General features: G+C 32.6%; 13 protein-coding genes. 8 read left to right on the top strand and 5 right to left on the bottom strand.

Annotated elements, in window-relative coordinates; translation table 11 throughout:
• Positions 1–61: 61 nt before the first annotated feature.
• From gldG to JOD96_RS04265, 4 genes are all read right to left on the bottom strand, one after another.
• A complete protein-coding gene (gldG, locus tag JOD96_RS04280; RefSeq protein WP_209563036.1) occupies positions 62–1,747 on the bottom strand; it encodes a gliding motility-associated ABC transporter substrate-binding protein GldG in 1,686 nt (561 codons plus the stop codon).
• Positions 1,747–2,472, bottom strand: a complete 726-nt coding sequence (gene gldF, locus JOD96_RS04275; protein ID WP_209563035.1) for a gliding motility-associated ABC transporter permease subunit GldF — start codon at positions 2,470–2,472, stop codon at positions 1,747–1,749. Before gldF ends, gldG begins: the two co-directional genes overlap by 1 nt.
• A 197-nt stretch (positions 2,473–2,669) precedes the next feature.
• Entirely contained in the window at positions 2,670–2,966 is a 297-nt protein-coding gene (locus JOD96_RS04270) for a putative quinol monooxygenase (protein ID WP_209563034.1), read from the bottom strand.
• 315 nt (positions 2,967–3,281) lie between these two features.
• On the bottom strand, positions 3,282–4,109 hold the full coding sequence (locus JOD96_RS04265; RefSeq protein ID WP_209563308.1) for an S-adenosyl-l-methionine hydroxide adenosyltransferase family protein: 828 nt from the start codon (positions 4,107–4,109) through the stop codon (positions 3,282–3,284).
• A 264-nt stretch (positions 4,110–4,373) separates the two neighbouring features.
• Between JOD96_RS04265 and JOD96_RS04260 the strand changes: the two genes are divergently transcribed.
• The 7 genes from JOD96_RS04260 (at position 4,374) to JOD96_RS04230 (ending at position 10,547) form a co-directional block, all read left to right on the top strand.
• Entirely contained in the window at positions 4,374–5,324 is a 951-nt protein-coding gene (locus JOD96_RS04260; RefSeq protein ID WP_209563033.1) for a PhoH family protein, read from the top strand.
• 120 nt (positions 5,325–5,444) lie between these two features.
• Entirely contained in the window at positions 5,445–5,807 is a 363-nt protein-coding gene (locus JOD96_RS04255; protein WP_209563032.1) for a DUF1801 domain-containing protein, read from the top strand.
• A gap of 140 nt (positions 5,808–5,947) precedes the next feature.
• Positions 5,948–6,778: a Cof-type HAD-IIB family hydrolase gene (locus JOD96_RS04250; RefSeq protein WP_209563031.1), complete on the top strand. Its 831-nt coding sequence runs from the start codon at positions 5,948–5,950 to the stop codon at positions 6,776–6,778.
• 224 nt (positions 6,779–7,002) lie between these two features.
• Positions 7,003–7,956 carry a phosphoribosylaminoimidazolesuccinocarboxamide synthase gene (locus JOD96_RS04245; protein WP_209563030.1) on the top strand — a complete coding sequence of 318 codons (954 nt, stop codon included), beginning with the start codon at positions 7,003–7,005 and terminating at the stop codon, positions 7,954–7,956.
• A gap of 32 nt (positions 7,957–7,988) precedes the next feature.
• Complete coding sequence (locus tag JOD96_RS04240; protein ID WP_209563029.1) at positions 7,989–9,125, top strand: glycoside hydrolase family 26 protein; 1,137 nt, start codon at positions 7,989–7,991, stop codon at positions 9,123–9,125.
• Between the two features lie 136 nt (positions 9,126–9,261).
• Positions 9,262–9,642, top strand: a complete 381-nt coding sequence (locus JOD96_RS04235; RefSeq protein ID WP_209563028.1) for an ankyrin repeat domain-containing protein — start codon at positions 9,262–9,264, stop codon at positions 9,640–9,642.
• Between the two features lie 521 nt (positions 9,643–10,163).
• Positions 10,164–10,547 (top strand): ankyrin repeat domain-containing protein, encoded by a 384-nt coding sequence (locus JOD96_RS04230; protein ID WP_209563027.1) that lies wholly within the window; start codon positions 10,164–10,166, stop codon positions 10,545–10,547.
• A 186-nt stretch (positions 10,548–10,733) separates the two neighbouring features.
• Here JOD96_RS04230 and JOD96_RS04225 read toward each other — a convergent pair whose 3' ends face one another.
• Positions 10,734–11,822: a M42 family metallopeptidase gene (locus JOD96_RS04225; RefSeq protein WP_209563026.1), complete on the bottom strand. Its 1,089-nt coding sequence runs from the start codon at positions 11,820–11,822 to the stop codon at positions 10,734–10,736.
• Positions 11,823–11,903: 81 nt separating this feature from the next.
• On the opposite strand from JOD96_RS04225, the gene JOD96_RS04220 reads away from it, so the two are divergent.
• Positions 11,904–12,587, top strand: a complete 684-nt coding sequence (locus JOD96_RS04220; protein WP_209563025.1) for a DUF4294 domain-containing protein — start codon at positions 11,904–11,906, stop codon at positions 12,585–12,587.
• Positions 12,588–13,585 lie beyond the last annotated feature (998 nt).

Here is a 13,585-nt window from a genome sequence, read left to right as displayed (position 1 = left end):
AAATATACGGATTACAAATATATCGTAAACTATCTAAAGTATTACATTTTTTTATTAACATCTATCTGCTGTATTTTCTTTTTCTGATAAAAGTAAATGCAAGTCCAAAAACCAATAATATAAGAATTGGAAGCCCGATAGTTATGAATTGGGTCGTACTGTAATTTTCATATACTTTCTCTTTATCAAGTAGCGGCAGATCAAGATCTTTACTTCTTATGTTAATAAGTCCCGTATCATCTAGTAAATAATTGATGCAATTCATCATGAAATCCTTGTTATCATAAAGATTACCAGTACGTTGATCATAGCCTAATTCTACCGGCATCATGTTTTTATCTAACTGGTTTCTGGCTAAATCCCCGTCAGAAATAACAATCATTTTTGTTGGTTTTCCTTTTGCCAGAAATGAATTTTCCCTGAAAGGTAAAACACGGTTTTCAAAAGCAGAATGAAAGGAACCTTCCAATAAAACCGAAAGCGGCAAGTTCCCTTTGTTAATATAATCTTGTGGAGAAGTTTTTTCTGTTACAATATTCAGATTAATTTCAGACGGAGTTCCGATGGTTTTTGAATATTGTGAAGAATGCAATAAAACAGTTTTTTTGATTCCGTTTTTTAAAGTGTCAATCGGACTTGCAAAATCGAATTTAATTCCTCCTAAATTTTTAACGATAGGATGCTGGCTGTCAGGATAAACCTGAGGAGCATATTTCCAGACAAAATCCTGGTATTGTGTGGCACTTCCCTGTTCGCCCGTGGCTAGTTTTATAGGACTTCCTTGCTCATCTTTTACTAAATCAGGATTAATTCTGAATCCGTATTTAAAAAACATATCATTGAGGTTTAAATCTCTTGGATATGCCAAAGTCGCTCCAGACTGATTATACAAACTGTCCATGTCTGCAGCAACCTGATCTACAAGCCAAAGCGTTTTTCCGCCATTCATAATAAATTGGTCTAAAACCTGTTTTTCTTCATCAGAAAAAGTTTCAGTTGGTTTTGAAATAATCGCCAGATCATATTTTTTAAGGGCCTCTAAACTTCCCGTTGGATTTTTAGCAACAGAATCTAGTGTAAAAGGTCCTATGTAATAGCTTTCGCGAATTTGTATCAGCATTTTGGCAATATGAATTTCATTCATTTCACCATTTCCTTTTATTATCGCAACTTTCTTCTGTTTGTCTTTAGTGATTTTATTAATTGCATCGGCAATAGAATATTCCAAATGCTGAATAGAGCCAATTACTTTTTGTGTAGTCGAAGCTCCCATTCTGTTTTTTAGCAAAGGAATATTTACTTCCTTATTGTTATAAACCGCAATTGCCCACGGAAAAACCATTGCCTGAGATTGTTTTCCTTTATCGTCAACTGTAATATTTATCGGCGAAAGCCCTTTTTGAAAAAGAGATTTTGTTAAATCCATGCTTTCTTCCTGATTCTCAAGAGGATTAACAAATTCAAAAACAATATTGCTGTTATAGGCCTGAAATTCTTCGAGTAATTGTCTGGTTTCCTGTTGCAAACGTCTAAAATCTGCAGGAAGATCTCCATCCATGTAAATCTTGACAGATAACGGATTGCGAACTTGCTTGACAATATTTAAGGAAGTTTCAGATAAAGTATATCGTTTGTCTTTTGTTAAGTCAAATCGGTGAAAATAAAGACTTCCGAGTATATTTAAAACTATTAAAACGAAAACGGTAATACCTAATGTTTTGATATTTTTCTGAGTAGTTGCTTTCATTAGGCTTTAAAAGATTTTAATTTATAAACAGTAAAAGACAGAAATAAAACGGTAATACTCAGGAAATAAATAACATCGCGTGTATCGATTACGCCACGGCTCATACTCTTAAAATGATCCTGCATTCCAAATACTGAAATGATACCTGAAAAACCGGGAATTAAGGAAGCTAAACCTTCAAAACCAAAATAAAATATGAAACATAAAAAAACAGCAATGATAAAAGCAACAATTTGATTTTCTGACAATGTCGAAGTAAAAATTCCGATTGCAGAATAAGAAGCTATTAAAAACAACAATCCGAAATAAGAACCAATTGTACTTCCCATATCAATATTTCCTTCCGGTAGCCCTAAATTAGAAATTACTTTTATATAAATAAAAGTGGGTACAATTGCCAAAACAATCAATAATAAGGAACCTAAAAACTTACCGTTTACAATTTCCCAGATAGATAACGGTTTGGTTAAAAGTAATTCAAGAGTTCCTTGTTTTTTTTCGTCAGAGAAACTTCTCATTGTTACAGCCGGAATAAGGAAAATTAAGATCCATGGCGCCAATGTAAAAAACGGAGTTAAATCGGCATATCCTGAATCTAAGATGTTGTAATCTCCTTTAAAAACCCATAAAAATAGCCCGTTGCTGATTAAGAAAATTGCAATGACCAAATAGCCAATAGGAGAGCCAAAAAAGGATTTTATTTCTCGTAAAATGATCGATTTCATTTGTGTTTTTGTTTTTTTATTGTTTGCTTCGCCAATTCGGCTAAAGCCTCGTCCAAGTTTCAGGTTTCATGTTTCAGGTTGCTATACTTTTGCGAACTTTGTGTTTTATTAAAACCTTTAAATATAATCTTTGCGCCCTTTGCGGTTAATTGTTTCAATTTTCAGATCCAGCATAAAACTTGAAACCTGAAACAAAATTAAGTCAAAGAAACTAACTTTTCTACACTCCATGCTTCTGGTTTTGCGTTGAATAGTTTTTTTGTAAAAGTCCAGACTGAATCAAATAATTCTGAATTTCTGTAATTTTCCAAATCGGTTTCGGTTTCCCAATAACTGTAAGTAAAGAAAATACATTTGTCGTTTTTATCCTGATATAATTCTAAAAAACGATTTCCTTCAGCATTTCTTATTTTATGTTTTATGGTTTCAAAATTCTCAAGGAAATCAGGAATTTTTTCTTCATGAAAACTCATTTTTACAATTCTGACAAACATAAATATTATTTTAGATTTCTGATTTTAGATTGAAAATCGTTTACAGGTGCGCAAAAATACCAAAATTGATTGTTTTTTTTATGAAAAAATAAAATATTATAAATGTTAGTTTTTTGAATTTAGAAAACCTAAAATATTTCAAATACAGGCCGCTGTTTCAGCGTGGAATGTATCGTGATCATTGTGTGTTTGAAACCTTTGTTGGTAGTTATGATATAATTCTCCATAATTAAAAAAGAGGGAATAATGTAAATCTGGTCAATCAACAAAATCTGCGTGCCAGTTAATCTAAAATCTAAACTCTGAAACCTACAATTATGAAAACTGAATCGTAATTACATCACGATAATTCAGCCCCAGTAAACTATTGGCAGAACCTACTTTAGTCGGATTACTTCTGAAAATTGCTATTTCCAAAAAGCCCGCTTCATTAAAAATCGCGAGTTTTTCTCCTTCATAAGTCTTTATAGGATATTTGTCTGATGTGGCAATAGCCGAATAATTGGGCAAAATGGTTTTGATGTTTTTTGTCTGCATCACAATCTCATACGGACGGCCTTTTGCAACTTCCATAAATTGTTGTTTGGAGATATTTGTTACAATGTTTCCGAAGTGATCAATATAAATCACGTAACCTTTTATAGAATTTCCTTCTGCAGAAACTACCGGTTGTAATTCTGTTGCTTCTTTGACTGAAGGTATTTCTTTTCCAATAACATTCAATAAACCGCCTTTGGCAATATGACAAGCAACCTGAATAAATATATCCATATCAGTTGATTCTGGCGGAAAACGATCATGAATATTAATAGCCACAATTTTTTGCGGTACTATTTTCTGCGTAAGCATACTCAGAATTCCGTTGTCTGCACAAATAAAATAATGGTCATTCCATTGCATGGCAATGTGCTGGTTTTCTTTATTGCGCTCTATATCTACACCGATCAGATGCACAGTTCCTTTTGGAAAACTCAAATAAGATGCACCAATAATATAACTTGCTTCGGCAGTATTAAAAGGATCAATGTCGTGAGAAATGTCAATTATTTGAACTTCTGGGAGTTCTGATAAGATTTTACCCTTCAGCGAACCAACAAAGTGGTCCTTTAAGCCGTAGTCTGTAGTAAGGGTAATTATTGACATCATTTTGTTTATAACTATTGATAGTATTTAAATCTAATTTTCATTAAATTTGAGAAATGCAAAGCTAGTAATAGTAAATACAAATTGAAAGAAAGAAAAGACAATTTGTGTTTTTTAAAGGAATCAACCGTTACAGTTATCTCAGTTGTTGTTTATATTGTATTTAAAAAAAACTATAACCACTGCTGAAAAACTGTACCTGAAAAATGACCCGACAGTTAATATATAATAAACCTGAGTAAAATTAATTTAAAACTACTTCATTTGAACGAAAGAATAATTGAGCTAATTGACATCGCACCCAAAGAGTTTTGGGGCGCTCACGACAGCCATCTTGAAATAATCAAAAAGTATTACCCGAAGCTTAAAATAGTAGCGCGAGGGACAACCTTGAAAGCATTTGGCGAAAAAGAAGTCTTAGATGAATTCGAAAAAAGATTTCAGAGATTAATGCTCCACTTTACCAGATACAACAACATTGATGATAATGTAATTGAACGCGTTATTATGAGTGATGGTCAGGACGAAAAAAGAGCATATGATCATGACAAAATATTAGTTCATGGTGTTGGCGGCAAAATAATCAAGGCCATGACACCGAATCAGCAGCTGTTGGTAGATACCATCAAAAAAAATGATATGGTATTTGCAGTTGGTCCTGCCGGAACCGGAAAAACCTATACGGGTGTGGCAATGGCGGTAAAAATGCTAAAGGATAAGGAAGTAAAAAGAATCATATTGACACGTCCGGCGGTAGAAGCAGGGGAGAACCTTGGGTTTTTGCCTGGTGATATGAAAGAAAAACTGGATCCTTATATGCAGCCGCTTTATGATGCCTTGCGCGATATGCTGCCCAACGAAAAACTCGAAGATTACATTCTAAAAGGAATTATTCAGATTGCGCCATTGGCATTTATGCGCGGGCGAACGCTTGATAATGCCTTTGTAATTCTGGATGAAGCGCAAAATACAACCCACTCGCAAATGAAGATGTTTTTGACCCGTATGGGAAAAAATGCCAAATTTATGATTACGGGTGACCCGGGACAAGTAGATTTACCACGCAGAACAATTTCTGGTCTTAAAGAAGCACTTTTGGTTCTAAAAGACGTTGACGGAATCGGAATTATTTATCTGGATGATAAAGATATCGTTCGTCACAGATTAGTGAAAAAGGTAATTGACGCTTATAAACAAATTGAGAATCACGATTAATTAATTATAGTGAAATGTTAAATGTAAATCGTGGATTGTGTTTTAACATTTATTAATATTCGTTTTCTACATTCTTATCAAGATTATGTAGAAAACGAATATTTTTTTTGAAGAGATATTATGAAACAATTAGACGATTTCTACCTGAAACAAGAAGAGCCTGTAAAAGGAATATTTCTTTCATTAAAAGAAATTATTTTGCATCAGGACAAAGACATTACAAATGTCATGAAATACGGAATGCCTTTTTTTTGTTATAAAGGAAAGATTTTCTGTTATTTATGGACTCATAAAAAATACAAAAAGCCATATATCGGAATTGTTGAAGGAAAACATTTTGATGAATCATTTTTGCTTCAGGAAGCACGTTCAAGAATGAAAATTATGCTCTTTGATGTTTACGATGATTTGCCTTTGGAACAAATTAAAATGGTTGTTCAAAAAGCGTTAAATTTATACAAATCAGGAATTATAAAAGTTTAAATTATTTATAATTCAATATTTAACTAAATAGTTAAATAAATAATAAACTTACCTCAATTCGGGGCTTTAAAGCTCAATTCCTTTGCTCTTCTGAGCCTAAACCTGTAAATTTGCACCTCATTAAATACTTGATCTTTAATATGACTAAGCTTAAAAATATAAAAGTTGTAGTGAGTGACCTAGATGGAACTTTACTCAACACCAATCACCGGATTTCAGATTATACAAAATCAATTTTTCAGGAACTTCACAATCAAAATTATCTTATAGTTGTAGCTACAGGGCGCCATCATCTGGATGCCATGGCAATTATAGAAAAACTTGAAGTACCGGTTTATTTAGTAAGTTCAAATGGAGCCAGGATACACTCGCCAGAAAAAGAAGAACTTTTTGCTTTTAACTTAGATAGTGACGTAGTAAAAGCAGCTTTGAATGTTGAAATTGACCCTGAAATTACCGTAGTCTTATTTAAAGAAAATGTATGGCAGACCAATAGAATAAGCGATAAACTTAATGCTTTTCAGGAAGAATTGAAATATCGTCCTGAATTGGTAGACTATAAAGCATTGCAGGATTTCGGAGCAATTAAAATTTTCTTTTCATGTGATAACCATGAAAAATTAGTAAAATTAAAAGATGATATTCTGGCCAATTCCTCAGAACATCTGCATCATGCTTTCAGTTTGCCAACTTGCCTGGAGTTTATGGATAAATCAATAGATAAAGCTGTTGCGATAGAACAAGTACTCGAGAAAGAAGGTTTTACATTAGCAGAAGCCGTATCTTTTGGAGATGGTTTTAATGATGTGCAAATGCTGTCTGTATCTGGAAAAGGTCTGATTATGGGAAATGCACCTGCGTTACTAAAAGAGACTTTACCCGATTTAGAAGTTATCAAAACCAATGCTGAAGATGGTGTTGCAAGATTTATAGCTTCAAGAATTTTGAACAAAGAATTTGCAGCAGGATAATTAGCTGTTTATTGCAAAAAAACATGTTCTTTTTGAATAAAAATAATTCGTGCAAATTGGTGTAATTCGTGACAAACTTTAAAAAAAATCTTTTTGATTATTTAGTTAGTCTCTTCTAATAACAAAATTTTATCGCATTTGTAATTTATCTCTTTATTTTAGTAGTGTAACTCTCTGAAATAATTTTAAATTTGCATTCATAAAAAAACAACACAACGAATCAGATGAGCAATACAATTACAACTACAAATTTTAATTTTCCGAATCAGAAATCAGTTTACCGTGGAAAAGTTAGAGAAGTTTACAACATAAACGACGAACTTTTGGTAATGGTAGCAACCGACAGACTTTCGGCTTTTGATGTAGTTTTACCAAAAGGAATTCCGTATAAAGGGCAGATTTTAAATCAAATCGCAACAAGATTTATGGAATTGACTGAAGATATTGTACCAAACTGGTTAATTGCAACTCCCGACCCAAATGTTGCTGTTGGTCATTTGTGCGAGCCTTTTAAAGTTGAAATGGTTATTCGCGGATATGTTTCGGGTCATGCAGCCCGTGAATATGCAGCAGGAAGAAGACAGATCTGCGGAGTAACAATGGCAGAAGGTTTAAAGGAAAATGATAAATTTCCGGAACCAATTATTACACCAACAACAAAAGCAGATAACGGCTCTCATGATGAAGATATTTCTCGTGAAGATATTCTGTCTAAAGGAATTGTTTCAGAAGAAGATTATTTAGTTTTAGAAAAATATACCCGAGCATTATTTCAAAGAGGGACCGAAATTGCTGCAAGCCGCGGATTAATTTTAGTTGATACAAAATATGAATTTGGTAAAACAAAAGACGGTGTAATTGTTTTAATTGATGAAATTCATACTCCGGATTCTTCCCGTTATTTTTATGCAGACGGTTACAAAGAAAGACAGGAAAAAGGAGAGGAGCAAAAACAGTTATCTAAAGAATTTGTGCGTCGCTGGCTGATCGAAAATGGTTTTCAGGGTCAGGAAGGACAACAAATTCCGGAAATGACAGACGCTTATATCGAATCTGTTTCTGAAAGATATATCGAATTGTATGAGAATATTTTAGGAGAAAAATTTGTAAAGGCTGATATTGCCAATATCGATCAACGTATTGATAAAAACGTATTAGATTATCTTTCTTCAAAATAGTAATTTTCAGGTTTAAACTAATTATTTAAACCATGAAATTTATACCCAAGAAAAAAAATGTCCTGTTATTTATTTTTATAATAACAGGACATTTTCTTTTTGCTCAAATTGATAAAAATGCGACAAAAGAAACCAGGCATTTGTACCGCAATCTAAAAACAATAGCTAAAAAACATATCCTGTTTGGCCATCAACATGCATTGGAATATGGCCATGGCTGGTCAAATGAAACAAATAGGTCTGATGTAAAATCAGTAACGGGTTCTCATCCTGCTGTTGTGGGAATTGATTTTAGTGATTTTTCCAGGCATTCCAAAGAAGAAATTGAAAATGCAAAAGCAATTCTAAGAAAAAATGTAATTAATACTTATGAACGAGGAGGGATCACAACCGTTTCATGGCATTTTTTGAACCCGGTTTCAGAAGAAAGTTTTTATTGGAAAGATTCAGTCTCTGTTGCAGCCATGGAATTGATTAAACCTGGCGGATCTCATCATGAACGGTATAAAGAAATTTTAAAAACAATTGCTGATTTTGCAAATTCTGTAAAGGGAAAAAACGGAACATTGGCACCAATGATTTTCAGACCCTATCATGAGTTTGACGGAGATTGGTTTTGGTGGGGAAAAAAATATACTTCACGAGAAGATTTTATAGCCGTCTGGCAATTTACGGTTTCTTATTTGAGAGATACTTTGGGTGTACATAATTTTATATATGCTTTTTCTCCAGACAATAAATTTAATTCTGAATCTGAGTATTTAGAGCGTTATCCCGGTGATGATTATGTAGACATGCTGGGTATGGATGACTATGCTGATTTTGGCAGAGACGGAAAATATGATTTGAAAGCAGGAGTTAAGAAACTCAAAATAATATCGGATCTCGCGATAAGCAAAAATAAGCTGGCAGCTTTTACAGAAACAGGTCTAGAATCGATTCCAAATCCAAACTGGTGGACAGAAATTTTATTAAAATCATTAAAATCAGAAAATCTTCAACTGGCTTATGTTTTAGTTTGGAGAAATGATGTAAAAAGCCCCACACATTTTTATGCTCCATTTCCTGAACAAATTAGTGCTCCTGATTTTGTCAAATTCTACGATGACCCTTATTCATTCTTCGAAAATGATTTGAAAAATATTTATAACAAAAAGATTAAGCTCTAAACTATTATAAATACCAAAAGCGCAATCCATCAAAGTGGGTTGCTTTTTTTTGAATTTAATGCAACCTAATCAGTTTTTTTGTCGTCTATAGCTTATATATCAAATATCATCATCAATCATTTAACAAACAATCATCATGAAAAAATCGTTAATTACGGGAGTAGCCCTTGTACTGGCATTTACAAATTTATCAATGGCTTCAAATAACACATCATTAAAAAATATTCAGACTCAATTTTTAGCTTTTTCGGAATCACCATTTCATCTGGCAATAAGCAGAGGTGATATTGACAGTGTCAGAAAATTTATTAAATATGGCGCTGATGTCAATAAAATGGCAAAAGACATGACACCATTAATGGTTGCAGCACTTCATAATGAAGTCGAAATTATTAAAATATTACTGGCAAATGGGGCCAAAGTTTCTGATAAAAATGAAAAAGGGTATAAAGCGCTCAATTACGCAGAATTTTCAAATGCGAAAGATGCGATTACTGTTCTGAAATCTATGAAATAAAAAATCATTTATTTATTCAAAAAGCGCAATTCATAATGAATTGCGCTTTTTTATTTTAAGCTATTGTACAGTCATTCCAAATTATCTAATTTGTATTGATTCCAATTATTTATTTGTATTTTCCTACTTTATTGTTTTTTTGAAAAATATTTCATTAAGATGATTAATGCACATTTTCGTATTAAAAAATTATGCATTAATTAAAAAAAGCATCCTTTTTTACCTATAATTTTAAAGTAAAGTTAAAAAACTAAAATTTTACTGCTTTAATTTTGTAAAAATTTTCGTTTTATTTTTTAAAAATATTCGTATTAGTGTAACATTTTTACCTTTGCAGCGTCTTTTATATGTGTTTAATTTAAAAATTGTAATACATTAATCAGGAATTATTAATTAAATGTTAAGAGTTGGTTAAAACATAGTACCTTGTAATACATTATACCAAAATTTATTTTACATTTGTAGAGAATTAAAAATCATCAATCAAATATTTATCAATCAATTTAACAAACAAACCCATTATGAAAAATTCAGTTATTTATTTAGGATTAGCATTAGTAACATTTGCAAATGTTTCAATGGCTTCAACTCACAAAACAGCAGTTGTAAACGAACAAGTTGTATCAGCAGCATACGACGCGACTCCACTAAACGTTGCAGTTAGTAAAGGAGATATTGAAGTAGTGAAAAAATTTATTGAATATGGAGCTAATGTAAATGAAAAGTCAGACGATATGTCTCCTTTAATGACTGCTGCACGTTATAATAAAGTTGAAATTATGAAAGTTTTAATAGCTAGCGGAGCCCGTCCAAATGATAAAAATGAAAAAGGATATACAGCCTTAAAATATGCACAATTATCAAATGCTACAGAAGCTATTGCCCTTTTGAAAGATTTAAAATAAGATTTAAATAAGTTCGAGTTAGTATACAAAGCGACCTTCCTGAGCAGAAGGTCGTTTTTTATTTATACAATCAAAAACAAAAAAAGCACCATTTTAATAAATGATACTTTTTTCAATTAGAATTTTCATGCTTGTTATATTTATCAGTTCAGACATATTATTCAATCTCCGAACTGACTTTTAATATTATTTGAAATAAGAAAAAGTCTCATTATTTTCAATTTTCAATAATGATTCATAAATTAACTGAATCACATTTTCAACATCTTCCCTCTGAACCATTTCCACAGTAGTATGCATATAGCGCAAAGGCAGCGAAATCAAAGCCGATGCAACACCTCCATTACTGTAAGCAAAAGCATCAGTATCTGTACCGGTAGCGCGTGAACTTGCATGACGCTGAAACGGAATTTTATTCTCAATTGCTGTATCAACAATTAAATCACGTAGTTTGTTTTGTACTGCCGGAGCATAAGCAATAACAGGGCCACGACCCATTTTAAGATCACCTTCTACCTTTTTGTCAATCATAGGAGTTGTTGTATCATGACAAACATCTGTAACAATTGCAACATTCGGCTTAATTGTTTGTGCAATCATTTCCGCACCACGAAGACCGATTTCTTCCTGTACAGAATTCACGATATACAAACCAAAAGGTAATTTCTTTTTATTCTCGTGCAATAAACGAGCTACTTCAGCAATCATAAAACCGCCCATACGATTATCAATAGCGCGGCAAACAAATTTGTTTTCGTTCAAAATCATAAATTCATCCGGATATGTAATCACGCATCCCACATGCACACCCAGAGCTTCAACCTGTTCCTTAGTTTCACATCCTAAATCAATAAAGATATTACTCAATTTCGGAATTTCCTCTTTATCACGCAATCTCGTATGAATTGCCGGCCATCCAAAAACACCATTTACAATTCCTTTTTTGGTATGAATATGAACTCTTTTTGATGGAGCAATCTGATGATCAGAACCACCGTTTCGAATTACATATAATAATCCATCTTCAGTAATATAGTTTACATACCACGAAATTTCATCAGCATGGCCTTCAATAACAACCTTAAAAGGCGCTTCCGGATTAATAATCCCTACAGCAGTGCCATAAGTGTCGGTAATAAAAGTATCAACATAGGGTTTTAAATAATCCATCCAAAGTTTTTGGCCTTCACTTTCGTAACCAGTAGGAGAGGCGTTATTAAGGTAGCTTTCCAAAAAAGCTATAGACGTATCTTTTAAGATAAAATTCGTGCTCATAAAAATATTTTTGCGCTAATTTATAAATTTGGTATTAGAGTTGTATATAAATATATAATTTTACATTTAAATTATGACTCAATGAAATTTACCTACTGTATTTTAGTTTTATTATTGATTTCTTTTAAAAGTCAAGCACAGGTTACTCCTAAAGAAAATCAGGAAATGGGCTATATATTGACAGAACACGATTCTATCTTAAATGATACTATCGAACTGCCAGAGATTATCATTTCTAAAGAAAAACTGGACCCCGAAGCTCAAAAGCAATTTCTCATTCTTCAGAACAGAGTCTATAAAACGTATCCCTATGCAAAGTTGGCAGCAGATAGATTAACAGCCTTAAATCAGGGAATGGCGCGTTTAAAGACTAACCGTGAAAAGAAAAAATACTTTAAAATTGTAGAAGACTATCTAAATAACGAATTTGAAGCAAGATTAAAAAAGCTTTCGCGAAAACAGGGACAGATTCTTGTAAAGCTTGTTCATAGGCAAACCGGAGTCACTACTTATGAATTAATCAGAACATTAAAAAGTGGTTTTAAAGCATTTGTGTCCAACACTACAGCCAATTTATTCGATATAAGTTTAAAAACCGAATACAAACCCTACGAAGTCAATGAAGACTATTTGATAGAAACAATACTCATCAGAGCTTTTGAATCTGGAAGATTGATAAACCAAAAGCCTGCAAATCCAATAAATTACAATGATCTTGCAGAAAAATGGCAGCAAAAAGCAAAAGAACAATCACAAAACAAATAAGATGTTCTATTATATAGCGTAAAATCTCCCACTATTATATAAGGTACAATCTCGCAGAACCCGATAAGTTTTCAAACCTGTCGGGTTTGTTTTTTTTATACCTATATATAAGTAGAAAACTTTACTACAATATATAAGAGTAAAATAGGTTGACGAATCCTATTTCAGATTTAAATACCCATTGTCAGGCTGAGCGAAGTCGAAGCCCCTTCTGGTTTAGAATTTGAATTTTAAAAAAGGGAGTTTAATTTAATAAGGAGCTAATCCCGCTATCCGCTACAATCTTTTGTGTCTCGTTAAAGCAACGAGACACAAAAGGATTTTCACTTCTATCGGGGCTAGGGCACTTGTTTTCAAAAGAACTTTCAAAATTCATAATGAAAAGTAGAAGCAAACCTTGCACCTTGATGGGCAGAATGAATCAAATTCCTGCAAAAATCTATAAATTCCGCAAAAACGTCGTTTCGAAAAAGACTTAAAATACAGAAATATCAGCCGGATGAAGAAAAAACTGACAACGATTCAAAAAATAATAATTGTAAAGAATCTGTTATCAGCGAGTTAAGAAAAAGCGTGGAAAAACATGGAAAAAATATAATAAAAACCCTTGCAAATGTAAATAATGGTGCTACTTTTGCACCCGCAACAATGACACACGTTCCCTGATTTACTGACAAGCGATACGAATTGAGACTGAAAAATTTTTTCAAAAAAGATTCAAAAAAGCTTGTGAGATTAGAAAACGGATGTTACATTTGCACCCCGCAAAACACGGAAAGTTCCTTGATAGACTGGTAAGAAAAACAAAGAGATGAGACGAAAAAAAGTTTCAAAAAAAACTTTAAATTTTTCTTGCAGGTTAAAAAAGAAATTGTAGTTTTGCACCCGCTTTGAAACACAAGTGAAACAAAAAAGAAATACACGTTCGTAGACATATTGAATTGACAGCCGTCTCGTTTTACAACGAGACAAAAGAATAAGAGTAATGGAATCGTAAG

Origin of the sequence: Flavobacterium sp. 1355 (assembly GCF_017833415.1) — a bacterium.
In the GTDB taxonomy this organism is placed as follows: Bacteria; Bacteroidota; Bacteroidia; order Flavobacteriales; family Flavobacteriaceae; genus Flavobacterium.
Note: the sequence above shows the minus strand (reverse complement) of the source record. Positions and strands in the feature narration are given on the sequence as shown.